This window comes from Bacillus sp. RAR_M1_44 (assembly GCF_020165935.1).
GTDB classification, from domain to species: domain Bacteria; phylum Bacillota; class Bacilli; order Bacillales; family Bacillaceae; genus Bacillus; species Bacillus altitudinis.
In genome coordinates this window covers 1,621,638-1,647,910 of the sequence record NZ_JAIUKX010000001.1, presented here as the reverse complement: position 1 = coordinate 1,647,910, position 26,273 = coordinate 1,621,638, and the positions used below count along the sequence as shown (strand labels likewise).

Below are 26,273 nucleotides of genomic sequence, written 5' to 3'. Positions count from 1 at the left end.
GATGGCGCATTTCTATATCGGAGATCGCAAAGTGGGAGATGGTGCGCCTGTCTTTATCATTGCAGAGGCAGGCATTAACCATGATGGCAAGCTGGATCAGGCACTTGCTTTAATTGATGTGGCAAAAGAAGCAGGGGCTGATGCGGTGAAGTTTCAAATGTTTCAAGCGGATCGGATGTATCAAAAGGAACCGGGGTTATACGAAACGGCCAAAGGAGAAGAAGTGTCTATTTTTTCTTTAGTGGAACAAATGGAGCTGCCGCCAGAATGGCTGCCTGTCTTATTGACACGTTGTAAGGAAAAAGGACTGATGTTTTTAAGCACCGTGTGTGACGAAGAATCGGCTGATTTATTGAATCAAACGAATCCGCCTGCTTTTAAACTGGCATCCTATGAAATCAACCATTTGCCTCTTTTGCGTCATACGGCTTCTTTTCACAAGCCGATCATTTTTTCAACAGCTGGGGCCACCATTGCTGATGTTCATGAAGCATACGAAACGATTACGAGCCAGCAAAATAAGCAAGTCGCTATCATGCATTGTGTGGCAAAGTATCCAGCGCCTAGAGCATATACGAACCTGCGGGTGATTCAAACCTTAAGATCCGCTTTTCCTGAAGCAGTCATTGGCTTTTCAGATCATAGTGAACACCCGACGGAAGCGCCAGTAGCCGCTGTGAAGCTCGGGGCAGCAATGATTGAAAAACATTTTACAATAGATAAAACATTACCCGGAGCGGATCATTCCTTTGCTCTTGATCCTGAAGAATTAAAGGAAATGGTTCAGCACATTCGAGCGGCAGAAAAGCAGCGGAATCAAGCGGAAATAGACGTTCATTCAATACCAGAGGAGCTTCTTGGCAGTTCTTATAAAACGACAACAGCCATTGAAGGGCAAATTCGAGAGTTTGCGTATCGAGGAATTTTTACGACAAAAGGCATTGCAAGGGGAGAGACCCTCACGTCAGAAAATGTAGCTGTGCTGCGCCCTGGACAAAAAAATCAGGGGTTGCATCCGCGATATATGCCGATTTTACTTGGCACAAAGGCTGTGAGAGGCATCCCAGCCCATACAGGCATTTCGTGGAAAGACGTACTCACGCAGGAGTCTCATGATGATGCATGATGTACTTTTTGTTATTCAGGCTAGGATGGGGTCAACAAGACTGCCAAAAAAAGTGATGAAACCGATCGGCGGCATGGCGCTGATTGATTTGATTGTGGAGCGGGTGAAGCAATCAGATGATTACCATCACAACATGCAAAACCTTATGATTGCCACAACGGTCGAGCCAGAGGATGACTATTTGGCTCAATACTGTATGTCAAAGGGTTATAAGGTGTTTCGAGGCAGTGAGGCAGATGTGCTTGAGCGGTTTGCGCAGATTGTCCGCCAATTTGAACCTAAAACGGTTGTACGTTTAACGGGAGACAATCCATTTATAGATCCTTCGCTTTTGTCGAAAATGCTTGAAAAACATAGACAGGAAAAGGCTGATTACACATATACGAACGGAACACCACTCGGTATTTCCGGGGAAATGATTGAGGCATCTATTTTATGTGAAATCGACAAATTTCCCCTCACTTATTCAGAACGTGAGCATGTCACGCTGTATATCAGAAAGCATCCCGAGCAATTTCACCTTCAATTATTCACACCGCCCAAAGAACTTGCATATCCTGCTTATCGATTCACGATTGATACAGAAGAAGATTATGTGTTTGCTACCCGTTTACTAGAGAAAGCTGGTGGTTCTATTGCTGTGCCGACAGCTGAGCTCATTTCCATCTGTGAACAACATCCAGACATTGTTCGTTTGAATCAATCTGTGAGACAGAAGGATGCTGAATGAACAAAAAAATCATGATTGTTGTTTATGGGGGTTTTTTAAGAGGAATGGGGCATGTCGTCAGAATGAAACGTTTGGCAAAAGAACTGCTTCAGGAAGGGAACGACCTATATTTCTATACAAATGATCAGATTTGTGTAGAAATGCTTTCGCACCCAGAGTGGTACGTTCACATGGTGCATGAGTCGAATGCGCTTCTCCAGGTCCAACAAGACATCAAAAAGCTAAAGCCTGACCTTTTAGTCATAGATGTGCTTGATTGTGATCTTCAGTTTCTTCAAACGATCAAAGACTCCTGTGGCAGTGCGAGGCTTGTCTTATTTGAGGAAAAAAGAGAGGAAGCCTGTCAGCTTGCAGACACGGTCATAAACAGCATTTATGGCGGTCTGGACGGGAAGCACGAGCTGCTTAATGGCACGGCTTATTATCATGGAACGCCCTATTTATTGTTAGATCACGAGTTTAAACGATTCAAAGACACATATGAGGTTCGAAAAGAATGTAAAAAGGTGGTCATCAGTCTTGGCGGTAGTGATCCGTGCGGCCTGTTATCAAAGGCTGTATCGGCGCTTCTTCAAACAAATCACCTAGACATTTTAGCGGTCGCAGGAAAAGCCTCTCACATCAAAGAGCAAGTAGAGGCGGAACATATCCAATTCATTCAACATACAGATCAACTACCGGTTCTTTTATCAGAAGCTGATGTGGCTATCGTAGCAGGCGGTATGACGTTATATGAGGTAATTTGTATTGGGGTGCCCAGCATTGTCCTATCGCAAGTAGACCACCAAGCAGTGACAGCGAGCATGTTTGCGCAAAAGGGAGCTTGTTTTCACCTTGGATTAGGTGCCCTTGTGGAAGAAAAAGACCTGTTGCAAGCTGTTCAAAAACTGTCTGACAGCTATTTTCTCCGCAGAAGCATTCATCTTAATGGACGTTCACTCATTGATGGAAAAGGAATCGAACGAGTGAAAAACATTCTTATACACCTCATGAATTCACACCAAAAAGAACATAAGGATGTGTAGATGTGAAGGGAGTTATTTTAGCAGGAGGAAAGGGATCACGGCTGGCACCATTAACGAAGATTTTCAACAAACATTTGCTGCCGGTTGGTCCATATCCGATGATTTATTGGTCATTATTCAAACTGAAAGAAGCAGGAATTGTAGATGTGATGCTGATTTCACAGGAAGAACAAATTCCGTTGTTTCAAAAGTTATTGGAAGATGATCGTGAACTTGGGATGAACATTGTGTATCAAGTACAGCCAGAAGCGTCTGGTATTTCCGATGGTTTATCCTATGCAAAGCCCTTTGCTCAAGGGGAAAAATTTGTGCTGATGCTTGGTGATAATGTATTTGAAGATTCATTACGCCCTTTTGTTGACGTCTTTCGGCAGCAAGAAAGCGGAGCCAAGGTTCTATTGAAAGAGGTGGCAGATCCAAAACGGTTTGGCATTGCAGAAATTGATCCTGCTCATCATCGAATTTTATCAATAGAAGAAAAGCCAGAGCATCCGACGTCATCTTACTGCGTCACGGGCATCTATTTTTATGATCAAGACGTCTTTCAATATATCGAGGAAATCTCGCCGTCAGATCGAGGTGAACTAGAGATTACTGATGTGAACAATCTCTACATCTCAAATAGCCAGCTGACCTATGATATGTTAAAAGGGTGGTGGATTGATGCAGGAACACATGAATCTCTCCACGAAGCATCAACAAAAATGTTTGAAACGATGAAGGAAAAAGAGGGATACGAATGACGAAGTCTTATTTAATTACAGGTGGAGCAGGGTTTATTGGACTGAATTTTGTGAAGCTGCTGCTTCAAGAATCCGATGTCCGGCTGACCGTATTTGATAAATTAACATATGCCAGTCATCCAGAGGAGATGGAATATTTATCAAAGCTGCCTCATTTCCGTTTTGTCCAAGGAGATATCACGCTGCAAGACGAACTAGATCAAGTATTTGATGAAGCCTATGATGCCATCATTCATTTCGCAGCAGAATCACATGTCGATCGCAGTATTGAGTCAGCAGAACCCTTTATCCAAACAAATGTCCTTGGTACCTATCGTATGCTCGAAGCTGTCTTAAAGGGAAAGGCGAATAAACTCATTCATATTTCTACAGATGAAGTATATGGAGATTTGGAGCCGGATGATCCTGCTTTCACAGAACAAACACCACTCTCACCGAATAATCCTTATTCAGCAAGCAAGGCAAGTTCAGACCTGCTTGTGAAATCTTATATCCACACCCACCAATTACCCGCAATGATCACAAGATGTAGCAACAACTACGGACCTTATCAGCATGAAGAAAAATTAATCCCAACCATTATTAGAAAAGCGGTCAATGGTGAAAAGATTCCGATTTACGGAGACGGCCAGCAGATCCGCGATTGGCTCTATGTAGAGGATCATGCGAGAGCCGTAAAACAAGTAGTAGAAAACGGAACAGTCGGTCAGGTGTACAATATTGGCGGAGGCAACGAGAAAACAAATCTTGATTTAACCAAAACCATTCTCACACATCTAGGCATCTCTCATGACCAAATCGCGTTTATTCAAGACCGGAAAGGGCATGACAGGCGGTATGCCATTGATGCCAGTAAGCTAAAAGAAGAGCTCGGCTGGGTGCAGGCAACTTCATTTGAAAAAGGTATCGAAAAAACGATTGATTGGTATCGTGCCAAATATGATCAAAGTGAAGAAGGGTGACCGATGAAAGTTTTAATCACCGGTGCAGGCGGCCAATTAGGGAAAGAATTGACGAAACAGCTGAAAGAAAAAGACATCACCGTCATTGCTTTAACAAGGAGTATGCTGAATATCGCAGATCAACAGGCAGTCAGACATGCAATGAGACATTTCCGTCCGGATATTGTTGTCAGTGCGGCTGCTTATACGTCTGTGGATCAATGCGAAACAGAAACGGAAAAAGCCTATCTTGTGAATGGGATTGGCGCCTACTATACAGCGCTGGAGGCTAAGAACGTAGGGGCAGATGTGTTACATGTCAGCACAGATTATGTATTTGATGGGCAAGCGGATACCCCTTACCAAGTTGATGCACAAGCAGATCCGCAAACCATTTATGGAAAGAGTAAAAAACTTGGAGAAGAATTGATTCATCTTGTGTCAGATGAAGTGAAGATCATTCGGACATCGTGGCTCTATGGACATGAGGGACATAATTTTGTGAATACCATTCTTCGACTGGCTGAAACGAAGGATCATTTGCGCATCGTCAATGATCAGTTAGGGTCTCCTACTTATACAAAGGATGCCGCAGAAGCTTTGATTCACTTGTTTGACCAGAAAGCAGGTATTTATCATGTCAGTAACCGAGCTAGCTGTTCATGGTTTGACTTTGCGACAGAAATTGTGGCAGCAAGCGGTCTGTCTACGACAATTGAACCCATTTCCACTGAAGAGTATGGTTTCCAAACACCTCGGCCCGCCTACTCTGTTTTAGATCTGCAAGCGATTGAAGCGACAGGCTGGAAGCCAAGACATTGGAAAGATTCACTTCATGAATACTTGCAGAAAGAAGGGAGATTCGAGCAGCATGATTGATGGTGTACAAACGAAAAAACTCATGAAACATTGTGATGATCGCGGCTTTTTCGCAGAGCTTATTCGAGATGACGAACCGATGCTGAAGCGCTTTGGGCAGGCGTCGTGGTCGAAAAGTTTCCCAGGAGTCATCAAAGCCTTTCATTATCATGAAAAACAAGACGATGTTTGGTTTTTCCCAGCAGGTCATGCACAGGTCGTTTTATACGATTTGAGAGAGGATTCTCCGACAAAGGGTCAAACCGATGTGTATTATATGGGGGAAGATAATCCGATGCTGCTCCTCATCCCAAAGGGAGTTGCCCATGGCTACCGCGTATTAGGGGAGACGCCGCTGCAGATTGTGTATTTTACAACAGAATCGTACGACCCAAAAAACCCAGATGAGAAGAGAATTGCGTGGAATGATGAGGCGATCGGATTTAATTGGGAAACGACATTTAAATAGAGAAGAGAGGCCTTTCGCAGGAGAAAGGTCTTTTTTTGTTGAAATACATTCTGTATGTGTCATTTTATGTATATTGATGAAAAGGGATGTGGATGAGTTTGTCTAAAAGAATTGCATTTGTAACAGGGGCAAGTACAGGCATTGGAAAGGCAATCGCAATAAAACTTGCCGCTCAGAGCGATATGAAGGTGATCATCAACTCTAGAAATATGGCCTCACTTGAACAGACGAAACAGCACATTCAAGATATGACAGAAACAAAGGAACCGCTGTCTCTATTCTGTGGAGATATGTCGGTTGAAGCGGTGAGGTCGGAAGCCTTTGAGAAAATAGAAAAGGAGTTTGGCAGACTCGATGTGCTGATCAATAACATTCCAGGAGGAAAGCCAGATACATTTGATTCATGTGAAACTGACCAGATGCTGGATGCTTTCTCCCAAAAAGCCATCGCCTACGTCGATACAATGAAGCGTGCAGCCGCATTGATGAAAAGACATGAATATGGACGGATCATTCAAATTGTCGGGAACCTGTGGAAGGAACCTGGTGAACAAATGTTTACGAATAGTATGATGAATGCAGCGATTATTAATGCCAGTAAAAATGCAGCCACACAGCTTGCGTCGTCTAGTATTACGGTAAATTGTTTAAATCCAGGTTTTATTGCAACCGATCGGTATGAACAATTTATCGGCAATATGATGACGAAGCAGGCATTGTCACGAGAGCAGGCTGTACAAGCTGTCGCATCAGGTATCCCAATGCAAAGAGTGGGTTCAGCGAGTGAGATGGCGTCATTGGCAGCTTTTATGGCATCAGAGGAAGCTTCTTATATCACAGGTCAACAAATCTCAGTAGACGGTGGAACGATGAAAAGTATATAAACTGAAAAAAACCCGCTATTGGCGGGTTTTTTGATGAAATCGAATGGGGAGGATGGACAGGCGATCGATAAAGAGAGCAAGCTCCTCAATCGGGGCAACCATTGAAATGCGTACATGACGGCTTCCATTGGCTCCAAATACTCCTCCAGGCGTGACGACAACATCGGCATGTTCGAGTAAATAGTCAGCAAAGGCATGAGAATGTTCAAAGTCATCAGGAATCGGAGCCCATAAATAAAAGGCGCCGGGTGGACGTTCGATTGTCCAGCCAAGCTTTTTCGCCGCTTGCCGGATGAAGAAATTGATTCGTTCAAGGTATATCGCCTTTAATGATTGAATATGGCAGTCATCACTTTGCAAGGCAGCAGTCGCAGCGTGTTGAAATCCGCCATACATACTGACAAACACGTGGTCTTGAAAGGTATTGATGGCTTGGATGATCTCCTCATTTCCAACAGCAAAAGCGACTCTCCATCCTGCCATATTAAATGTCTTTGATAGAGAATATAATTCCACTCCTACACTTTTCCCGAGAGGAGTATTCATGAAGCTCACGGGTGTTTGTTCATAATGAAATGAACCATAGGCGAAATCATGAATAACATACAGCTCGTGAGCGGCCGCAAAGGCAGCAACCTCTTCGAAAAATGCCTCATTTGCGACAGCACCCGTGGGGTTATTCGGATAATTCAAGAACAGTACTTTTGCTTTTTTGACTATGTCAGGATCAATTGAGGAGAGATCTGGTAAATAGCCATTTTTCTCTTCAAGTTTGATACTGTATGGCTTGGCGTCCGCCATCAAAATGCCTGAATGATATTCAGGGTATCCTGGATCGGGAACGAGTGCGATATCTCCTGGATCAAGCAGACACTGACTCATGACATACAGCCCCGTTTTTCCGCCAGTGAAAAGAGCAATTTCCTTCTGCGGATCAATCTCAGCACCGAATTCCGATCTATAAAAATCTGCAATGGCTTGTTTGAAAAAGTCAAAGCCTCTAAAAGGGGCATATTGTTGAAATGGCAAAACATCCGCTGACTCCTGTAGGGCACTCACGATATGGGGAGGAGTTGGTAGATCAGGGTTCCCCTGACCTAGATTCATGATGTTTGCTCCGTTTTTTGTCTTTTGAGCTATTTTTTCAAAAACGGTGCCGAATTTCTGTTCAGGCAGCCGTTCAATCATTTTAGATGCTAACATTTTCACCACAGCAGCCTCTCTTTCTATCCCTTCACTAATTCATCCATTAACTGAATCGTTGCCTGTTTCTGAATGTTGCGGATGGACGCGGCAACATCTTGTGAGGATGATCCTTTTAATTCAAGAGATACGATTCCATTAAAAGCTTCAAATAATTCAAGATCCACAATAGTCCCTTTGGCAGGGAATGATTGACTGACAATCGCAGTATCTCCAACGAATGCTTCCTGCGGAATAGACACATGATCAATGGTAATATGTGTGGATTCAGGTGGTATGTGCCCACTCTCTTTAAAATGCTGAGGGTACAGGTGGCAGTCCGCTACATAAAATGTATGTCCAGAAAGCAGCTGTTTTGGCAGTACAGCCTTTTTACCATCAACTAATACATCAATCAATAGCTTGGCCATATCGACGCCAAAGACTTTTTTAATATTTGGGATCATATTCCAGCCAGCGAATCGAGCCGCTGACTCGATCAGTCCAGTTTCTCGATTTTTCATGAGTTTGATTTCTGTATGGGTTGCACAATGTTCAAGACCTAGTCCTTCATTTGCCTTCCTTGCTGCTTCAATGATGATTTGCTTGGCTTCATTGTCTAAGATCGTCGGAGTGATATGAGCCGTTTCTGTAAAGCCGATTTGAGGGGTTTTATCATGTATGACAAAAGGGAGATATTCGCCCTCTACGACCAGCCCTTCTACACTGACATAATCAGCATATCCTTCATCTTCATACCAATCTTCGTAAGCACCCTCTAAATATGTTTCAGCGACAAACGGTGCTTCATACGTGACAGCGTCTGGGACTGGTATGGTTTCCAAATACGATTGTACTTGTAAAAACAAGTCATCACTTCCGGCTTTGTCATGAAACAAGGTGACGCCAATAGAACTGGCTAAATATGTAGGCTTTAAAATGAGCGGTGTTCCGATAGACTCAATGGCTTGTTGGAAATCAGATAAAGTCGTGACAGGCTGAGTTTTCACCGCTTTGACGCCAGAGGCATTGAATGCAGCCCTCATTTGGCTTTTATCACGCGCCATTTCGGCTGCCTTGACACCGGCACCTCGTAGCCCAAGACGTTCAGCGGCCTTTGCCATCGGTGCAATGAATAATTCATTATTGGTCGTGATTGCATCTGCTTTGAAAAAGGAAGCCACTTGAATGAAGTCTTCCACAACCTCTTCTTCTGATTTTGGATAATCATCATGTGCCCAGTAAATAGAATCAGGGTGTTCAAAAGAAGGGTGTGTCTCAAAATAATCACGGTCTTTGATGACCGCAATGGAGTATTTTTCGATTAGCTCGGCATGTCCCTTTGTAATCGCAAAGGGTCTTGGGATATAAGAAACGATATGGTATGATGCCGCCACGCTTTCATAAAACATATGGGGCGGGCACCCTCCTAAGTCAGCAATGACAAGTACAGTTTTTTTACTCAATGAAAGCACTCCTTTTATCTAGCGGTGTAACCGCCATCTGCAGTGACGACACTTCCAGTCATATAGCTGGATAGGTCAGAGGCGAGAAACAGCATCACGCCAGCAATTTCTTCAGGTTTTCCAAGCCGTAGCATAGGATTCACCTTTGCTTTTTCCTTTTTGACGATCTCGAGACTTTCTGTGTGATTGTCTAAAAAGGACTTCTCGTTTAATGGTGTATCAATGATGCCAGGGGCAATACAATTCACCCTGATTTGATGAGCGGCATAGTCGATGGCCATTGATTTGGTGAGCTGAATGACACCGCCTTTTGTTGCGTTGTATGCAGGAATGTCAGGCCAACCCACAAGACCTCCGACAGATCCGGTATTGATAATACTTCCACTCTTCTTTTCAAGCATATGCGGCAATGTATGCTTACTCATGAGAAAGACGCCGGTCAGGTTGACCTGAAGAATACGATGCCAATCCTCCAGTGCCATCTCATGAATGGGTGAGACAATTTCGATGCCTGCATTGTTAATGAGGACATCAATGGCACCGAATCGGCTCAGCACGCTCTGAACGGTTTGGTGACAGTCAGACTCCTTCGTAATATCTGTTATAAAAAATGCAAGGTGCTCATGCGGTAATGACTCAATGAGTTGGTTGCCGCTGCTTTCATTGATGTCAGCGACAGCTACTTTTGCTCCATGCTCGAGGAAGAGCTTGACAGCAGCAAGCCCAATCCCCGACGCACCTCCTGTAATGAGGACAACTTTTCCGTCTAACTTCATTTCTTCACCTTAGATGCTTTTGGTTTTAAGCGATTATAGCGGGGAGGGAAGAAGAGATTAATAGACTTTGAAGCTTCTGGCTTTGGATTGATGGCCCCGTGATCTTCCCGTGGGTCACAGAAATAGGTGGTGCCAAATTCCATCTTTTCTGTAAAGCCTTCGATTGTCATATCATACCCTCCGCTGATGCAAATGCCGATTTGTTCATTTCTATGTTTATGAAAAGGCATTTCTCCACCGTTTCCAGGGATATTGGCAATCATCAGCTCCATCCAATCCTCCACAAAAAAAGTCACTTCCATGCCAGGGAGTAAATCCCGTGTTTTGAAAATGTCTAAGAAATAAGTGGGGGGAGCTGTATATTCTTCGTCATCCTTTAATCTCTTAATATCAATGGCGATCACTTCTTCATCTGTCAGATTTGAAGCGCCGTGAGGGACAAACGGTGGTGCGATATAGGCTGATTCTAATGGGGTGAGCAGTTGAGTCGATTGGCCGACAGTCATTTGAAGCTCGCCCTTTAACACAATACCGATTTGTGCTTCGGGATGTTCGTGAGGTTCAATGATCGTGCGGGGAGGGACGTATGAAATTAACACTTCCGTACCGCCTCTTACAGTGGAATATTGGATGACGCCATTATCCCATTCTAATTTTTTCGCTTGAGGAAAATATCGTTCTTGCGTCTTTTGTTCAGTTTGCATCTTATATCTCTCCTTTTCCGAATATGGACCAGCTCATGGGTATACTTTTAAACGTTCGAATGAAGATGAGGCCATATGTGGCTCTTGCCACCTCATTCGTTAAAGCAAAATCAAATTCGCCGTCCCTTACTTTCTGCGCGGCAGTACTTGTAGAATTAACAAGTTCAAATTCAGCATTTTGGTGAATGAAATATTGAATTAAATTGACAGGTGCAGGATGTGAGACAATTTTTAAATGGTGGAGCATTTGTTCATTGAATGGGAAATCAGGTCTGACAGCCAACCCATACATGGGTGTGTCACATCTGAAAATTTGTAAAAGCTGTAGATCTGGTCTCATGTAGAAGTGTTTGATGCCTTCATATGCGTGTGGAACGAGAGTAAATTGAAGTGGTTGAGAGAGAGTATGTTCAATGCAAGTTTCGAATGTGTCATAAAGGGATAGTTTCGTATGAGTGCCGAGTGTAGTGGTGGATTGAGAGATGAAATGTTTTGCTGCGTATTCACTGCTTGTCCCCTTAGGGCCTAGTGTGTTGACTGTAAACATCTTGGGTGAAGGGCTAGGCTCTTCTTTGAAATGAAACACATCATTCTTTAGGATCATGTTTACCATCCAATCTTTTTCAAATTTTTACTAGATTATAAAATTTTAAATTGGCAATTGTCAACAAATTTCATAAAAAATGTAATATACGATGATATTAAAAATTGATCTAAAAAACTGCACATATCGAGATGTGCAGTGAAATGTGCTTACGTTTCAAGTGTAGTTGGCTGTTTTTTCTGTAAGGCGCGTTCTCGTTTATAGCTGCCGATGCTGATGATAAAACCAACAAGTGTGATCAATGCACAGACAAGACCTACCGTATGATATCCGAAATGGACATAAACGGGTCCCATCAGTGCGGAACCGAGCATAACAGCAAGGTTGGAGGCCAGGCTGTAAAAAGCCATCACTTTGCCGCGATGGGTTTGAGAGCAGTCGCTTAGAACGGTGCTTAGAAGCGTGACAGATAAGCTTTGCATAGCCCCCCAAATAAATAGGGCGAAAATCAGCAACATCCACGAGAATGGCGCATAAGGAAGCAAGGCTAGAACAAGCGCAATTCCACCCAGCACAAAGACAAGGGAACGGGTTTTACCGAACCAGTCTGCTAATTTTCCAGTAAACATACTCATAGAAAAGCCGACGCCATAAGCCATAATAAGAAGTCCAGCAGTTGATTGTCCGCCATCAAACAGACTTTGCAGATAAGCACCTAAAAACGAGTACATGCCGTAAAATCCAAGCATATTGCAAAACGTCACAGTCAAATAGGCAGGCACACGATCAATTTTCAAAGCTCCCCATAAAGCGCCTGTTTTCTCTCTAGCTTGAGGTGCCTTCGGATCAGCTGCTCTGACTTGTTTTCTTGATTCAAGGATGACGAGTAGCAGGACAATGAGACTCATCATAGCGAAGATCCAAAACGTCCAGCGCCAGTTTAAACTCTGGCCGATAAAGGCGCCAATGGGCACACCAAGGACAAGAGAAAGAGACCAGCTCGATACAATGAGTCCCATCACTTTGCCGCGATATTCGTATGGAACCCGGTCGCCCACAAGAGCATAGGCTGTTGGCACAAATACACCAGTTGCCAGCCCAGAAATAGCACGGCCTGCAAAAAACACGGCCAAATTTGGGGCAGCAGCACACATCACTGTTCCAATTAAAAAGAAAGACAGCCCAATTATCAAACAAAGCTCTCTTGAATATCGGTCCCCTAAAGGAACGAGTAGCGGAGCTCCAACCAGCACAGCTAACCCATAAATGCTGATGGAAAGAGCGAGAACATCAAGAGAGTGCTGAAAGGAGTTTGATAAATCAGGCAGCAGTGGTGAAATCACCAGTTCCTCCGATCCCGCCGCAAAAACGCCAAGTGTGAGTGCAATGGCAAGTGTGATGGGAAATGTTTTAGAAGCCTGGCTGTCTAAAGATTCTTTCATCAAGTGATCCCTCCATACTTGCTTTTTCATTCAATTCCGTTAAAATAAATTCTACCATTATTTAGTTTTATTTTACATTTCGTATCATAAGTATCATCATAAAATACTTTTCAAATGGAACGATTTTGGGATAGGAGCGTAACGAATGAAAATCACCGATGTGGATGTGCATATTTTAAACGAATTGAGAGAAGATGCCCGCTTATCAATGAGGGAATTGTCCAAACGAGTGAATTTATCGGCGCCTGCGGTAGCAGAAAGAGTCCGAAAACTAGAGGATGCAGGGATTATCGAAGGGTATTCTGTTCAAGTCAATTATAAAAAGCTGGGTCTGATGATAGACTGTTTACTGGAAGTCACCGTATTAAATGGGGAGTATCAGCGTTTTGTGACATTTATGAACCAGCATCCACGTGCGTTCTTTGCTTATCGAGTGGCAGGACAGTCCTGTTTTTTCATTAAGCTGTCTGTCGCCTCACTTGAAGAAATTGAAGCGTTTATTCAAGATGTGTCTGGCTTCACAAAAACGGTCTCCCATATTGTCTTATCAGAGCATTCCTTTACCCATCCCATTCAGGAACGTGTGAAACAAATAGAAGAGCCAGAAATGACCGTGGTGAAATAGAAAAAGGACCTGCCCTCAGGTCCTTTTGATTCGTTTATCTGACTGATAGCTCATGATCGTAATGATCAATCCAATGAATGTCACACCTGCCGCAAAGAGCGGGACAAGCTGTAAATGTGTGATTTCAATAGCAAGACCGCCAAGCGCTGCACCGCCGGCATTTCCAATATTAAAGGCAGAATGACTGAGCGTTGATGCGAGTGTCGGGGCTTCATGTGCCATGTTCATCGTGCGGAATTGCAAGGTAGGAACGAGAATAAATGAAATAATTCCCCACACAAAAATCGTCAGCACGGCAGGCACTTTAAAGGCAGATGTATATGTGAATAACAACAGAACAGCCATCAGCAAGATCAATGTGATGATAATACTCGGCATCAGCTTCCAGTCGGCAAGCTTTCCGCCGACTAAATTCCCAATGGTGACCCCAAGCCCAAAGAGGACAAGAATGAGGGTGACCCCGTTTTCCTGAAAGCCAGTCACTTGCAGCAGGATCGGGCTGATATACGTAAAGGCGGTAAACACACCCGCAAAACCAAAAATCGTCATCGCAAAGGAGACGAGGACCTGCGGCTTTTTCAACACCGATATTTCATTTCGAATATCTAATACTTCTTCTTTCGATTGATTTGGTACTAAACTGATAATACCGATTAAGGAAATGAGACCAATGACGGCAATGACGAGAAATGACATGCGCCAGCCGAATTGATTTCCTATAAAGGTACCAAATGGCACACCCAGTACATTGGCTACTGTCAGTCCTGTAAACATGAAGCTGATCGCACTTGCGCTTCGCTCCTTAGGAACAAGCCGTGCAGCCATAATGGCGCCGACACCAAAGAAGGTACCATGAGCAAATGACGTTAAAATACGTGCAGCCATCAACAGACCATAAGAAGTCGATACAGCGGCGACAGCATTTCCCGCCACGAAAAGAATCATTAATAGGATGAGGAGACGTTTTCTCGACATTTTTCCAGTTGATAACGTTAAAATAGGGCCGCCAACTGCGACACCGAGTGCATATCCGGTAATCAGTTGACCTGAAGCAGAAATAGATACATGGAGATCATTTGCGACATTTGGCAAAAGACCCATGATCACAAATTCAGTCATGCCAATCGAAAACGCACCGAGCGTTAACGCAAAAATAGCGATGGGGAAGTTTTTCATGATGAGATCACCTTTCTAAACAAATACATAAAAAGGCTTCGGAGAGATCCGAAGCCTTAAGAGTTTATCATACATGGAAATAAGACGCTAGCTGCTCGTTTGCTAATCGGTTTCCAACAAAGAAGGAACCAAACTCGCCGTAACGTGCACTCACTTCATCAAATCGCATTTCGTAAACCAATTTTTTAAATTGAAGCACATCGTCAGCGAAAAGAGTGACGCCCCACTCATAATCATCAAAGCCAACAGAACCTGTAATGATCTGTTTTACTTTCCCAGCATAGCTTCTGCCAATTAAGCCGTGACTTCTCATAAGGGATTTGCGCTCATCCATTGAAAGCATGTACCAGTTGTCATTGCCAGAACGTCTTTTATCCATTGGATAGAAACAGACATATTGAGAAGTAGGAAGCTCTGGATAGAGGCGCGCACGTACATGCGGGTTCTCGTAAGGGTCTCCGCCATCTCCGCCTCCTGCTAAGTAGTTGCTGAGTTCAACAACTGACACGTAAGAATAAGCTGGAATCGTAAACTCAGCTAGTCGTGTCTTGTTGAATTCAAGTTCAATTTCACCTAGTTCTTCCATGGTCGGACGTAAAATCATGAGCATAATATCTGCTTTTTGGCCGACAATACTATAGATTGTTTGGCTTCCAGCCTGATTGTGCTCGGCTGTTTTCCATTTTTCTAATAGACCTGTGAACTCATGAATGATGGCTTGACGCTCATCGCTTGTCAGCAGCTTCCAAGCCGTCCAGTCGATCGTTCTAAAATCATGCAGCGCATACCAACCATCTAGTGTTTGAGCTGCTTCATTTGTTGTATGTTGTTCGCTCATTTATTTCACTCCTATTTACAGTTTTCCATCTGTTCCAACTATAACACAGTTTGTCCAAATGAAGATGTGATCAAAACTTGAACGACGAAAACGCTTTTCTAGAAATTGATTTAATTAGTTTGAAAAATAAGAATTTAAATTGTAAGCGCTATAATGTAAGTTGGTAGTTTGAATTTATGTAGAAGAAGAGTATGCTTAAAAGAGAACGCTTTTTTTGTAAAATCAAGGAGGGTATTGAAGTGGCAGATATTTTTTCAACAGTTCAGGAAAAGGTTGCAGGTAAAGGAGTTAAGATCGTTTTTCCTGAGGGAATGGACGAACGCATTCTAACAGCCGTTCAAAAACTAGCAGATGGCAAAGTATTGCAGCCAATTGTTGTAGGTAAGAAAGAAGAAGTAGAAGCAAAAGCAAAAGAATTAGGTCTTACACTTGATGGTGTTGACGTGTATGATCCTCATACATATGAAGGTTTTGAAGATCTTGTGCAAGCTTTCGTTGAAAGACGTAAAGGCAAAGCGACAGAAGAGCAAGCGAGAAAAGCATTACTGGATGAAAACTACTTCGGTACAATGCTTGTGTATAAAGGTCTAGCAGACGGCCTTGTAAGCGGAGCAGCACACTCAACTGCTGACACAGTGCGCCCAGCACTTCAAATCATTAAAACAAAAGAAGGCGTAAAGAAAACTTCTGGCGTCTTCATTATGGCTCGCGGCGAAGAGCAATATGTGTTTGCTGATTGTGCGATCAACATTGCACCAGACAGCCAAGATCTTGCTGAAATTGCGATCGAAAGTGCAAACACAGCAAAAATGTTTGACATCGAACCACGTGTAGCAATGCTTAGCTTCTCTACAAAAGGTTCAGCAAAATCAGACGAAACAGACAAAGTATCTGAAGCGGTTCGCATTGCAAAAGAAAAAGCACCTGAGCTTGTTCTTGATGGAGAGTTCCAATTCGATGCAGCTTTCGTTCCTTCAGTGGCAGCGAAAAAAGCACCAGATTCCGTCATCAAAGGCGATGCTAGCGTATTTGTTTTCCCTAGCCTTGAAGCAGGAAACATTGGCTACAAAATTGCCCAGCGCTTAGGTAACTTTGAAGCTGTAGGTCCAATCCTACAAGGTCTAAATCAGCCAGTAAACGATCTTTCAAGAGGCTGTAATGCCGAAGACGTTTACAATCTTGCGCTGATTACAGCAGCTCAAGCACTATAAAATAGCATCTCGACTAGAGCAGTCAGTACGATAGATTCGTGCTGGCTGTTTTTTTATTTTGTCCAAATGTGTACAATAAAGGGTGAAAAGAAAACACGAATCGTAGATAAAGTCGATAGGATAGGCAGGTGCTATAATGGAGGATTTAATATATAAACTTCAGCATAAGGTCGCATTTTTAACCGATGCGCAGAGGAGAATTGCAGATTATATCGTACAAAATCCAATGGAAGTCGCTTTTTTAACTGTCGATAAATTGGCGTCAAAAGTCGGGACGAGTACAGCAACGATCATGCGCTTCTCTGCTGCTGTGGGGTATTCCGGTTTTTCTGAATTCCAAAAAGAGCTTCAGTCAGCTATGAAGCATAAAGCCGACCCTCAAACGAGACTTGAAGCGAATCTCAAGCATTCAAATAAGAATAAGCTCCTGCATGACCATGTAGAACTGCAATTTCAAAATATCCAGTATGCACTAGACAATATCACGGAAGAAACTTTTCAGCAGATTGTTGGGAAAATAGCCAGCGCACGCCACGTTTTGTGTACAAGTGTTCGAAGTGGAAGACCTGTTGGTGAGTATCTGTCACTCGGAATCAATCGGTTATTGGGGAATTGCCAATACATTGATGCAGACCAAAGTGATTGGGTGGATGATTTGGTTCATTTCAACTCTAGTGATTTCATTATAGCGGTCAGCTACCCGCGTTATGCAAAACGCATGAAGGATTTATTGGAAGCAGCGAAGTCTTATGGGGTGGAAGTGCTTTTAGTCACAGACAGCTACAGCTCTCCATTAACCAAATATGCACAATATGTATTACCATGTTCCTCAGCAAGTGTAGGCTCTCATAACTCTGTCGTATCTGCTATCTTTATCGTCGATTACATTTTAAGTGCCTTAGCGATGAATGATCCTGAAAGAACAAAACCACGTTTAGATCAAATCAATCATATGTTAACGAAAATGAGTTACCACACAACACATTAGTCGTGTGGAACTCATTTTTTTATTTTTTGAAAGCGCTTTACTAATTGAAAATGAGGTGGTATGATCATATCACAAAAGTAATAAATATTACTTTAATAAAAATAAGTGTAATGAATATAACTCAAAGGGGATGATGGAAACAATGAGTACTGTTCATTTCGTGTCAAATGATCTTATCGCTAGGGCAAAAAAGCTTAACTCGACCTTGCTGTCAGACGTAATGGGATGCACCGGCGCGATGGATCATCAGATCAAACCAGTTGCGAAAGGCATGAATGTAGTCGGCACAGCTTTTACTGTTAGCTTACGGCCAGGGGATAATTTATTTCTTCATCAAGCGATCTACTCTGCTAAAGAAGGAGATGTACTGATTGTTGATGGAAAAGACCATAAGGGTCATGCCTATTTGGGGGAATTGATGGCACATTCAGCAAAGGCTGTAGGAATAGAAGGAATCGTGATTGACGGGCTTGTTCGCGACAAACTCTCTTTAGAGGAGCTGGCTTTTCCAATCTACAGTAAGGGATTTATGCCAAACGGACCTTATAAAGATGGTCCTGGGGAATTGAATCAAACCATCTCGTGCGGCGGTGTCAAAGTAGCCCCAGGTGATCTAGTGATTGCTGACGATGATGGAGTCGTCATCGTTCCAAAGGAAAAGGCGGAACACCTGCTGACACTAGCGGAAGAGAAACAAGCGTATGAACATCAGAGATTAAAAACGATTCAACAGTATGTGGACGAAGGAAAGCAAGACATCAGTCTCTTAGCACCGGCATGGCTGGAAGGCAGAATGAGAAAATTTCAAGGATAGGGGAATCGGTGATGAAAATAGGCTTTATCGGATATGGTGAAGCAGCATATGAGCTGTCAACGGGATTGAAAACAGAAGGATTAAATCAATTTTATGCGTATGATGTCCTATTACAAAGTGAGAAATTAGCTGGCTCGTTGAAAGAAAAAGCATCGAAAACAGGCGTTCAATTAACGAGCAGTATTAGCGAAGTCATTGAGAAATCTGATCTTGTGATTGCAGCTGTACCAGCGAATAAAACCTTAGAAGTAGCACAATCCGTATCGGGAAGTTTGAAAAAGAATCAATTATATGTAGATGTATCGGCATCAACACCAGACATCAAAAAACAAGTAGCAAACGAAATTGAAAAGCAAGAAGCGCTATTTGTAGATGCCGCCATGCTAGGGCCTCTTCCAATCAACAAACACAAGGTTCCGATCACGGCAAGCGGCAGTGGAGTTGACCAATTCATGAAAGTAATGAATGCTTATGGTATGAATATCACAAAAATTAGTGACCAGCCAGGAGATGCTTCGGCACTAAAGCTAATCAGAAGCATTTATATGAAGGGGATTGTCGGTCTCTTGATTGAATTTTTGGAAATTTCCAAAAAATATAATGTGGAACATCAAGTAATTTCTTCACTAAGCGATACAATCGATAGCAAAAGTTTTGAAGAGACCATGAACCGTCTTGTGACAGGGAGTGCATTGCATGCAAAAAGACGGGCGGTTGAGCTGCTTGGCTCTATTGAAATGCTAGATGAAGCAGAGATTGATGCTAGTATGTCTCGGGCGGCACAACAGAAGCTTGAGAGATTAGCAGGCTTTCACTTTGCTGAACGATTTGACGGGGTAAAACCTGCTAGCTGGGAAGAAGTCATTGACGTGATGCAGCAAGGGGAATAAATTGTAAGCGTTTTATTTAATAAAGGGGAGGCGAAGAAACGATATGGGTTTTATTGCGTTGATTGTGTTCATAGCTGTCATCATTATATGGAATGTTATGGTGAAACGGAATATGGGAGAAGCCATGCTACTAGGCTTTATTGCGACCACATTATTTGGCGGATTGGATGCGTTAAGACTTTTCTGGGATGGTTTAATATTTGCATCCACATATGAGGTGCTTTATGCAGCTGTCGCATTTGTATTCATGGCCTATTTAATCGAAAAGTTGGAATTAATTCATGCACTCTTACGAATCCTAAATTCGGTTGTAGGTAAACTTCCTGGCGGAGCGGCTTATATGAGTACGTTAGGTTCAGCAGTGTTAGGCGCTCTTTCAGGTTCAAATTCTGCAAACACAGCTGCGACTGGCTCTATCACCGCCTCTTGGATGATTAAATCCGGGTGGAGCCGGACCCACACGGCCACGATTCTAGCAGGGAATGGCGGACTTGGAGCGGCACTGCCTCCGAACTCTTCCATGTTTATCATGCTTGGGTTTGCACCAGTTGCCGCCCTTGTATCTGAGGGAGATTTATATATTGCCCTTCTAATAGGAGGACTGTATCAAGTCGTATACCGATTTATTTTGGTGTATCTTCTGGTGAAAAAGAATAAAATTCAGGCCATGCCGCCAGATGATATTCTTCCTTTCTGGGAAGCGGTAAAACAAGGGTGGAAGTCGATCTTTATTTTTTTCGGTGCCTTGATTCCTATCATGATCACCATTGGTCCGTTGGCAAACTACTTAAAAAGTAATCCAAACATCGGACCGGAGGCAATGGATCAAATTTCTTTAATTACGTGGATTCCGATTCTCATGATATTAATTAGTCTAACAATTGGAAGAAGCAAGGCGTCTGCTTTAGATTGGTCTCAATTTTTCAAATCAGCCATTCCTAAATTCACAACGATTGGCGCTTTGATGCTGTTTGCAGTGGCTGCTAGTCAAGTGCTTGCTGAATTAGGGCTCGCAGATGATTTGACGCAAATCACATCAGTACTTGCCATTCCGAAATGGCTCATGGTGCTCATTGTGGGTGTTCTTGTCACACTGGTGGCAGGCCCTCTATCTTCAACAGCGACATTAACAGCAGTTGGGCTTGTCTCATTTTCAGCTTTAATCTCAGTTGGAGTGGACCCAGTTGTGGCTGTAGTTGCCATTCTTGCTTTTTCATCAACTGAAGGCGCTTCCCCGCCTGCATCAGGGTCCATATTTATCGCTTCTGGTCTTGCAGGGGCCAGACCAGAAAAAACCTTTATCCCACTGATCCTCTATTATATGCTTCCGATCGTTGGTATTGGCTGGCTCATTGGAATGGAGATACTTCCCGTATAGAAAGGAGAAACAGATGAGAGTATTGATGGAATTGTTATTTAAAGTGCTGCTTGTCCTATTTCTAACGTCAGGAACGTTGTTGGTATTCGGTCAAATACTAGGAATTCTCTTGCAAAAGGGAGATATGATCATTGCTAGTACGAACCTATTTAAAAACCCAACACTGGTGTTAAGTGCCTTTTTTAGCCTTGTCGGGTTTTCACTCCATTATATACCTGAGAAAAAAGACGCTGCATGTAACGATCATGGCTCAGCATCAGTCACTGAAACTTTAAAATAAGTATCAAAAGCTGGATCCTATCGAAGGATTCAGCTTTTTTTATGTGAATTAGGTGTAAAAACCCAATACATACGATTCATTTTTAAGTGAATTCGTTTTCAATCATATGCCTCTTGTGCTAGTAAATGGTAACATAACGAAGGACTATTTGAGGAATAGGGGTGTTGACGATATCTGGAACCATCATCGGATATAAAACGGCCTTGTATTCGTTAAAGGCAGACATATCCATAAAAAAAGAACAAATCATAGAACTGAGCATATGCCGAAAAGAAGTGAAAGAGGCAAAGTCTGCTCTGGCAGATGCTAACAAGAAAATGACTCATCCAGATCTGACATCACATACATGGTTTGGCCATCTCGCAGATACGTTTGATGACATTCGAGACGAGATGGCATCCGCCAGTCAAGAGATAAAAAGTGTACAGCTGACCAATCTAGTGAACCGAATTGATGAGAAAATTAGCGACTTAAAATCAGAGATCCATTCATTAGAACATGAAATTCATTCGGTTGAAAGAAAAATAGAGAAAGAAAAGCAGAAACAACTGGAAGAAAAAAGAGGGTAGTCACATGAGCAGAGAAATTAAAATAGATGCCAGTCAGGTCAAACGAGTATTGCAGCATGCAAAACAATCAGGCGCTCAAATGAATGCAACACTTCCAACAACCATCAAAGGAAGAAATCAGCTCCTGACGGCAGACACATTAGAAAAAATCAATCAGCAGTTGAACGAATTAAGTACATCCTATATAGACATTCTTCAGAAACAACTTGTACAAACAGAACAAGCGGTGAACACCATGATCGAAACGGACAAGGCGCTTGCTTCCAGCAGTAAAAGAAAATAAAGGAGAACGCAATGAAAACCCTTGATGCTTTTGCGCTAATAAACGGAATTGACCAAACGCTGAATACATTAAAGCAGCAATCACAACAGATTAGCTCCATAGAAAAACAAATCCAACAGATCATCTCACTTGATGACGCACTAAAGGGAGAGGCAGGACAAGCCATCCGAGCATTTTATACAGAATGCCATATTCCTTTCTTGCAATTCTTTCAGGTTGTCATTGAGGAATACAGTTCTGCGCTCAAACAAACAAAGCAGGCACTTCATGCCCTTGAATCAAATCAACACGGTTTTATTTCACAAACATTCATCGAACACGAACTTGATTCAGGTTTAAAAAAAGCGGAGCGAGCGATTTCTGACATTGTTTCAGATGTGAGCCAGGCGATCGGCAGGGTCAGTCATATCGTTCACTTGCCTCATGTAGACGAGTCTGCTTTTCAACAGAGCTATCAAAAAGCGTGGCTTGAGGCATCCAGAACCATTGGACTGCTCCATGCCTTTGACAGAGAACAAACAAGTGCTATGAACGAAACAACAAGTGCATTGCAAACAATGAAGCAATACATCAATACTTTAAGCACCATGTTCACTGGTCCAAAAATCGACATCACGAGCTATCAAAAAGGATCTATTTTCAAAAATGGAAAAGAAGAAAAAATAAGCAGCACCATCAGTGGATTGAATGACAAAATAGACAACACGAAAGAAAACCCGATGATGATCATGCTGAAGAAGCTGAGAGAGAAACAACAGGCGAATGTGGAGACGGTTGTTCGGGACGAATCTCATAAAAACATTAATCAACAAGTCACAGCAAACGATCCATCACTTACGACATTGCAAAGGGAAGCTGTGAACGGGAAAAACAAGATTCATAGAGACATCAGGGTCATAAATGGTAAACTATACAACGTCAAAGGCATTAAAAAATTAAAAGAATTCGATATAGCAGATGAAGTCGTCACCGACTCATCCGATATTGATTTTATTGGCGGCCGATACACCGTTTACGCCAATAAACAAATCATCCGAACGTATATCGCAAACGGTGAAGTTAGAATAGAAGAAGTAGACAAAATCCCAGAAAGCCGGAGCCGAGGCAATGCGAAACGCATATTAGACGGTGAAGTTGTCTCAACAACCGAAAACATCATCCTAGAATACAGCGGAATCTATGACGGTTATCGAGCCGTCACCGGCAAAGACCCAGAAACCAGCAAAAATATTAGTAGCACAGAACAAGCTCTGTCCGCAGCTTCTATTATCTCAATCACGAAAATAGTGAAGGTTGGGAAATATGTTTTTAGGTTGGAGCAAGGGAAGAATGTGAAGAGGGTTAAAACACCTGCTTACGGTAAACAATCCGTACCTAAAGGACCTTACCGTGAAGTAAATGGTTTCCCTGCAAAAGTAAAATCAGGAGCTCAAGAAAAACATATTCCGGAAACACCAAATTACAAGCAAGAAGTAGCAAACGGAAAAAAGAAAAGCATTTTTTACGGAGATAATAAAAAGGCACAAGAATTGCTTGATAAATACGCTGGTAGAGGGGAATTCCTAAAAAACGGGAGAGAAGTTATAGATTTTGGTCAAAAGATAGGAAAGACTTATGATATGAAAACTCAACAATATATAGAGACTACTAGAGGCACAATACATTATTCAAAAGATGGTGCTCATATCGTACCTTCAAAACCATTAGAATTAAATTAAAAAGGTGGATACTTATGGAATATAACCCTTTAATAAAAACATTAGATGATTACGGCGGGGAAGAGCTGATATTAGAGTGGGGTAACGGATTAAAGATCATAGGGAAACCAGACACACTTTACGAAACTGATAATGGGTTAGAGGATGATGATATCAATTACGTTGAATATTATGCCGTTGCTTTTAGAGTAGAGAACATCATATCGTCTCCAAATAAAGAAAGCAGAGTGTATGATTGGTTGATAGGAGAAGAAAGGTCTTTAGTAGAAATATCCCTTTATGATGATCCACCTAATGCAGTGTATTTAGCAAACGGTCAAAAGTTATGGGAATTATCCCTTGAAGAATAAAAACAATAGGTGTAATAAGAGCCCTCTGTAAGAGGGTCTTTTGTATATTCGAAATATAACGATTCGAGCATCGGCTTTGATTTTGTTCCAAAAAGCTGTAAATAGGAGAACAAAATGAACAAAAAACAAGAACTAACGAAACAAATCCAAACGGTCATCAACATCCTAGAAAAAGAATATTCGCAAGAGATCCATCAAGGTGTACTTGAATTAATATATAGAAGATACAAGAATGCCCAAAGAATCATGCAAGCCAATGATGATCTCCAAAAGATCTTTATCATTGGCGGAGTTAGGGCTTACTTGGATAGTCATAATGACTATCTAAATCCATTCTTAGATGAATTACATAAAGCGGAAAGTCTACTAAAAGAATTGTTGTATTGATTATATAGTGATAGGTAGAAGTCTTTGTATTAGAAAGCGATGCAAAAACACAGAAAGGAATTCGTATGAATCAGAAAAAACACATCAACAAAAAAACAGTCAATTGGCTATTAAGCATCAGTGTTCTTCTCGTCATTGGGACAGCTTTTATGAGAGGGGTTTATGTCCCACATGCCGGTTCGGTTTATCGGGGTTTTCCCATTGATTGGCTAGTCCTGCATTCAAATTATGGTGTTGAATTTCTATTTTTTGGTTTTATACTCGATGTCATCATTTTCTATTTTCTATTAAAGGTGCTCCTGCGGGTGTATAAAATGATTATGACAAAATCAGCTGAATAAACGCTAGTTCAACCTTTTAGGAGGCTTTCAAAATGATTCATTTTTCTCAGATTCCCAACCTGGTCATAAACAAACCAGCAAGTGATATACATATCAAAGAGGCAGAAGCTGAACTAAATATGATGTTTCCTTATGCCCATCAAGTCTTACTGAAACAATCAAATGGATGTTCCATTGGAGGCGACCTGCTTTTATACGGAACTGAAGACATAGTAGAACGCAATAAAACATGGGAAGTCCATCATTATGCCAGCGGCTATGTAGCCATTGGTGACGATGGCGGCGGGCGAGTATTTCTTATGCGGCAGGCAGAAGAAGAGAAAAAAGTGTGGATCGTCGATGCTGGTGTGATGGACCCTCAGCATGCGGAATTGGTGGCTGAAGACTTGTTAAGCTGGGTAAGTCACGGCTGTTTCATAGAAGTTTAGTCTATTAAGGAGATGATCGATTTGCCGTGGAACACATTGATCGCTGCATGCCTCGTGGTTGGGGTTCCTGTCGTTTTGATTGCAGCTGTTTATTTCATTTCGAAAAGGAAGAACAAGAAAACCAAATCCAGTTGAAAAGCTCTGTGACGTTCCTTGTCATAGAGCTTTTTTCTCTCTCATTCTCCCTCCATGTTATAATAAACACAGTTTATGAACGAGAGGATATGCAGGACATGAAAAATGAACCTATTGAGTTATTGACGCAGCCGACATGGCGAATCATAGATCAATCGAGCCTTGGTCTCTATGTAGACCCAAAGCAATCTTTTGCGATGGATGATACGCTTTGTGCGTCGGTCGGGAAAGGACTCTCACCAGCGACAGCGCGTTCTTGGGTGCACCACAATACGATCGTTCTTGGGATTCAGGATACAAGACTTCCATTTCTCCAAGATGGTGTAAAGCTTCTTGCGAAAGAGGGATATCGCGTGATTGTGCGCAATTCAGGCGGTCTTGCTGTTGTGCTGGATGAAGGCGTACTGAATGTGTCTTTAATCTTTGCGGAACAAAAGAAGGGCATTGATATTGACCGAGGATATGATGCGATGGTGGAATTGATCCGCCGGATGCTGTCGATGTATGAGGTGGACATTGAAGCCTATGAAATTGTCGGCTCTTACTGTCCAGGTAGCTACGATTTGAGCATCAATGGAAAGAAATTTGCCGGCATTTCTCAGCGTAGATTACGCGGAGGGGTCGCTGTGCAGATCTATTTGTGTGCAGATGGAAGCGGCCGGGAACGAGCTGATTTGATTCGCCGTTTTTATGAGGCGGCCTTAAAGGATAAACGGCATGAGGTGAAAGCGGTATTCCCTGATATACAGCCTGATACGATGGCATCCCTATCAGAATTAACTGGAGAACCCATTGACTGTGCGCTTCTCATGCGTCTTTTACTAGAAGAACTTCAAAAGCTGAGCGAGCAACTGACCGCTTCAGGGTTGACCACCGAGGAACAACTGGAGTTTGAGAAAAACATGACGCGGATGATTGAGCGGAATGAGAAAGTGTTCTCGTAAACATATCTTTCCAGCCATCTTAAAAATA

At 42.5% G+C, this 26,273-nt stretch carries 31 protein-coding genes; 23 read left to right on the top strand and 8 right to left on the bottom strand.

Annotated elements, in window-relative coordinates; all coding sequences use genetic code 11:
* Position 1 precedes the first annotated feature (1 nt).
* From LCD34_RS08820 to LCD34_RS08785, 8 genes are all read left to right on the top strand, one after another.
* Positions 2 to 1,126, top strand: a complete 1,125-nt coding sequence (locus tag LCD34_RS08820; RefSeq protein WP_224558808.1) for an N-acetylneuraminate synthase family protein — start codon at positions 2 to 4, stop codon at positions 1,124 to 1,126.
* On the top strand, positions 1,116 to 1,856 hold the full coding sequence (locus LCD34_RS08815; RefSeq protein WP_202734149.1) for a cytidylyltransferase domain-containing protein: 741 nt from the start codon (positions 1,116 to 1,118) through the stop codon (positions 1,854 to 1,856). The genes LCD34_RS08820 and LCD34_RS08815 overlap by 11 nt, the downstream gene beginning before the upstream one ends.
* Positions 1,853 to 2,881, top strand: a complete 1,029-nt coding sequence (locus LCD34_RS08810) for a glycosyltransferase (protein WP_224558807.1) — start codon at positions 1,853 to 1,855, stop codon at positions 2,879 to 2,881. The genes LCD34_RS08815 and LCD34_RS08810 overlap by 4 nt, the downstream gene beginning before the upstream one ends.
* 2 nt (positions 2,882 to 2,883) lie before the next feature.
* Positions 2,884 to 3,624 (top strand): sugar phosphate nucleotidyltransferase, encoded by a 741-nt coding sequence (locus tag LCD34_RS08805; RefSeq protein ID WP_058213476.1) that lies wholly within the window; start codon positions 2,884 to 2,886, stop codon positions 3,622 to 3,624.
* A complete protein-coding gene (rfbB, locus tag LCD34_RS08800) occupies positions 3,621 to 4,586 on the top strand; it encodes a dTDP-glucose 4,6-dehydratase (protein ID WP_224558806.1) in 966 nt (321 codons plus the stop codon). Before LCD34_RS08805 ends, rfbB begins: the two co-directional genes overlap by 4 nt.
* A 3-nt stretch (positions 4,587 to 4,589) precedes the next feature.
* Entirely contained in the window at positions 4,590 to 5,444 is an 855-nt protein-coding gene (rfbD, locus tag LCD34_RS08795; protein WP_008343613.1) for a dTDP-4-dehydrorhamnose reductase, read from the top strand.
* The gene (locus tag LCD34_RS08790) at positions 5,437 to 5,892 is read left to right on the top strand and encodes a dTDP-4-dehydrorhamnose 3,5-epimerase family protein (protein WP_008343612.1); all 456 of its coding nucleotides are present in this window, start codon (positions 5,437 to 5,439) and stop codon (positions 5,890 to 5,892) included. The genes rfbD and LCD34_RS08790 overlap by 8 nt, the downstream gene beginning before the upstream one ends.
* 92 nt (positions 5,893 to 5,984) lie before the next feature.
* A complete protein-coding gene (locus tag LCD34_RS08785; protein ID WP_272870249.1) occupies positions 5,985 to 6,776 on the top strand; it encodes an SDR family oxidoreductase in 792 nt (263 codons plus the stop codon).
* Between the two features lie 15 nt (positions 6,777 to 6,791).
* On the opposite strand, the gene LCD34_RS08780 is transcribed toward LCD34_RS08785, so the two are convergent.
* The 6 genes from LCD34_RS08780 to LCD34_RS08755 form a co-directional block, all read right to left on the bottom strand.
* Positions 6,792 to 7,985 (bottom strand): aminotransferase class I/II-fold pyridoxal phosphate-dependent enzyme, encoded by a 1,194-nt coding sequence (locus tag LCD34_RS08780; RefSeq protein ID WP_224558804.1) that lies wholly within the window; start codon positions 7,983 to 7,985, stop codon positions 6,792 to 6,794.
* 17 nt (positions 7,986 to 8,002) lie between these two features.
* Complete coding sequence (locus tag LCD34_RS08775) at positions 8,003 to 9,424, bottom strand: acetyl-CoA carboxylase biotin carboxylase subunit family protein (protein WP_224558803.1); 1,422 nt, start codon at positions 9,422 to 9,424, stop codon at positions 8,003 to 8,005.
* Positions 9,425 to 9,438: 14 nt separating this feature from the next.
* Entirely contained in the window at positions 9,439 to 10,200 is a 762-nt protein-coding gene (locus LCD34_RS08770) for an SDR family NAD(P)-dependent oxidoreductase (protein WP_007497757.1), read from the bottom strand.
* Complete coding sequence (locus LCD34_RS08765; protein ID WP_017368257.1) at positions 10,197 to 10,904, bottom strand: cupin domain-containing protein; 708 nt, start codon at positions 10,902 to 10,904, stop codon at positions 10,197 to 10,199. Before LCD34_RS08765 ends, LCD34_RS08770 begins: the two co-directional genes overlap by 4 nt.
* A gap of 1 nt (position 10,905) precedes the next feature.
* Positions 10,906 to 11,508, bottom strand: a complete 603-nt coding sequence (locus tag LCD34_RS08760) for a bacilysin biosynthesis protein BacA (protein ID WP_065461268.1) — start codon at positions 11,506 to 11,508, stop codon at positions 10,906 to 10,908.
* 149 nt (positions 11,509 to 11,657) lie between these two features.
* Positions 11,658 to 12,890, bottom strand: coding sequence for an MFS transporter (locus LCD34_RS08755; protein WP_224558802.1), 1,233 nt, complete (start codon positions 12,888 to 12,890; stop codon positions 11,658 to 11,660).
* 145 nt (positions 12,891 to 13,035) lie between these two features.
* Between LCD34_RS08755 and LCD34_RS08750 the strand changes: the two genes are divergently transcribed.
* Positions 13,036 to 13,515, top strand: a complete 480-nt coding sequence (locus LCD34_RS08750) for an Lrp/AsnC family transcriptional regulator (protein ID WP_046344710.1) — start codon at positions 13,036 to 13,038, stop codon at positions 13,513 to 13,515.
* A 15-nt stretch (positions 13,516 to 13,530) separates the two neighbouring features.
* On the opposite strand, the gene LCD34_RS08745 is transcribed toward LCD34_RS08750, so the two are convergent.
* Both LCD34_RS08745 and hemQ read right to left on the bottom strand, forming a co-directional pair.
* Positions 13,531 to 14,691, bottom strand: coding sequence for an MFS transporter (locus tag LCD34_RS08745; RefSeq protein ID WP_017360103.1), 1,161 nt, complete (start codon positions 14,689 to 14,691; stop codon positions 13,531 to 13,533).
* A 67-nt stretch (positions 14,692 to 14,758) separates the two neighbouring features.
* On the bottom strand, positions 14,759 to 15,529 hold the full coding sequence (gene hemQ / locus LCD34_RS08740) for a hydrogen peroxide-dependent heme synthase (RefSeq protein WP_224558801.1): 771 nt from the start codon (positions 15,527 to 15,529) through the stop codon (positions 14,759 to 14,761).
* Between the two features lie 239 nt (positions 15,530 to 15,768).
* On the opposite strand from hemQ, the gene pta reads away from it, so the two are divergent.
* The 14 genes from pta (at position 15,769) to LCD34_RS08670 (ending at position 26,245) form a co-directional block, all read left to right on the top strand.
* Positions 15,769 to 16,740 carry a phosphate acetyltransferase gene (pta, locus tag LCD34_RS08735; RefSeq protein WP_008343597.1) on the top strand — a complete coding sequence of 324 codons (972 nt, stop codon included), beginning with the start codon at positions 15,769 to 15,771 and terminating at the stop codon, positions 16,738 to 16,740.
* A gap of 136 nt (positions 16,741 to 16,876) precedes the next feature.
* On the top strand, positions 16,877 to 17,728 hold the full coding sequence (locus tag LCD34_RS08730; RefSeq protein WP_045033879.1) for a MurR/RpiR family transcriptional regulator: 852 nt from the start codon (positions 16,877 to 16,879) through the stop codon (positions 17,726 to 17,728).
* Positions 17,729 to 17,870: 142 nt separating this feature from the next.
* Positions 17,871 to 18,542: an RraA family protein gene (locus LCD34_RS08725; RefSeq protein ID WP_025208162.1), complete on the top strand. Its 672-nt coding sequence runs from the start codon at positions 17,871 to 17,873 to the stop codon at positions 18,540 to 18,542.
* A gap of 11 nt (positions 18,543 to 18,553) precedes the next feature.
* On the top strand, positions 18,554 to 19,432 hold the full coding sequence (locus LCD34_RS08720; protein ID WP_098680521.1) for a prephenate dehydrogenase/arogenate dehydrogenase family protein: 879 nt from the start codon (positions 18,554 to 18,556) through the stop codon (positions 19,430 to 19,432).
* A gap of 43 nt (positions 19,433 to 19,475) precedes the next feature.
* Positions 19,476 to 20,810 carry a TRAP transporter large permease subunit gene (locus LCD34_RS08715; RefSeq protein ID WP_046344702.1) on the top strand — a complete coding sequence of 445 codons (1,335 nt, stop codon included), beginning with the start codon at positions 19,476 to 19,478 and terminating at the stop codon, positions 20,808 to 20,810.
* A gap of 13 nt (positions 20,811 to 20,823) precedes the next feature.
* Positions 20,824 to 21,090, top strand: coding sequence for a hypothetical protein (locus LCD34_RS08710; RefSeq protein ID WP_224558800.1), 267 nt, complete (start codon positions 20,824 to 20,826; stop codon positions 21,088 to 21,090).
* Between the two features lie 170 nt (positions 21,091 to 21,260).
* On the top strand, positions 21,261 to 21,659 hold the full coding sequence (locus LCD34_RS08705; protein ID WP_318010727.1) for a DUF5082 family protein: 399 nt from the start codon (positions 21,261 to 21,263) through the stop codon (positions 21,657 to 21,659).
* A 4-nt stretch (positions 21,660 to 21,663) separates the two neighbouring features.
* Positions 21,664 to 21,942: a YwqI/YxiC family protein gene (locus tag LCD34_RS08700; protein WP_008343583.1), complete on the top strand. Its 279-nt coding sequence runs from the start codon at positions 21,664 to 21,666 to the stop codon at positions 21,940 to 21,942.
* Between the two features lie 11 nt (positions 21,943 to 21,953).
* A complete protein-coding gene (locus tag LCD34_RS08695) occupies positions 21,954 to 23,660 on the top strand; it encodes a T7SS effector LXG polymorphic toxin (RefSeq protein WP_224558798.1) in 1,707 nt (568 codons plus the stop codon).
* Between the two features lie 14 nt (positions 23,661 to 23,674).
* Positions 23,675 to 24,010: a hypothetical protein gene (locus tag LCD34_RS08690; protein WP_073413033.1), complete on the top strand. Its 336-nt coding sequence runs from the start codon at positions 23,675 to 23,677 to the stop codon at positions 24,008 to 24,010.
* Positions 24,011 to 24,124: 114 nt separating this feature from the next.
* Positions 24,125 to 24,397, top strand: a complete 273-nt coding sequence (locus LCD34_RS08685; RefSeq protein ID WP_073413031.1) for a hypothetical protein — start codon at positions 24,125 to 24,127, stop codon at positions 24,395 to 24,397.
* 65 nt (positions 24,398 to 24,462) lie between these two features.
* Positions 24,463 to 24,738 (top strand): hypothetical protein, encoded by a 276-nt coding sequence (locus LCD34_RS08680; protein ID WP_048002983.1) that lies wholly within the window; start codon positions 24,463 to 24,465, stop codon positions 24,736 to 24,738.
* A 32-nt stretch (positions 24,739 to 24,770) separates the two neighbouring features.
* Positions 24,771 to 25,166 (top strand): SMI1/KNR4 family protein, encoded by a 396-nt coding sequence (locus LCD34_RS08675; RefSeq protein WP_182488968.1) that lies wholly within the window; start codon positions 24,771 to 24,773, stop codon positions 25,164 to 25,166.
* A 233-nt stretch (positions 25,167 to 25,399) separates the two neighbouring features.
* On the top strand, positions 25,400 to 26,245 hold the full coding sequence (locus LCD34_RS08670) for a biotin/lipoate A/B protein ligase family protein (protein ID WP_029575407.1): 846 nt from the start codon (positions 25,400 to 25,402) through the stop codon (positions 26,243 to 26,245).
* The last annotated feature ends 28 nt before the right edge of the window (positions 26,246 to 26,273 follow it).